A 490-nucleotide genomic window follows, 5' to 3' on the forward strand; every position below is an offset into this window, starting at 1 on the left:
ATGCTTCGTAGTGACGCGCAGGGTCGGCATTAAAACGGGCGGCAGTCGGTTCATTCACTTGGCGGACATGATCGCAGTACGCATGGTCATGCCCTTTGCCGGCATCTTGCGCAATGTCTTTTCGCTGATAATGGAAACCTTGCAAGTTGGTCAAAATTTCTTCAGGGGTTTCGCCCAAATCAATGCCCAAATGGTTGACCAGCTCCAGTTTGCCCTCTTCGTTGATTTGCGCAAACAGGGCCATTTCCGTATAAGCCGGGCCACGCTGTACCAGTGCGCCACCCGAGTTATTACATACGCCACCCAATACAGATGCGCCGATACAGGACGAACCGATCACTGAGTGCGGCTCACGGCCTAAAGGTTTCAGCAGCAGCTCCAATTGATTCAAGGTAGAACCGGGCAGGCAGACAACCTGTTCGTTATTGTTGATCGGCTGAATGATGTTCAGACGCATGGTATTCACAATCACGATATCGCGGTCGTAATC

General features: G+C 51.6%; 1 pseudogene. It reads right to left on the reverse strand.

The window, feature by feature from the left end:
* Window positions 1–490 (reverse strand): annotated as a pseudogene (locus tag ACTHUT_RS21755) (D-lactate dehydrogenase); the annotation flags it as partial.

The sequence above is a fragment of the Neisseria sp. P0022.S010 genome, assembly GCF_051956635.1.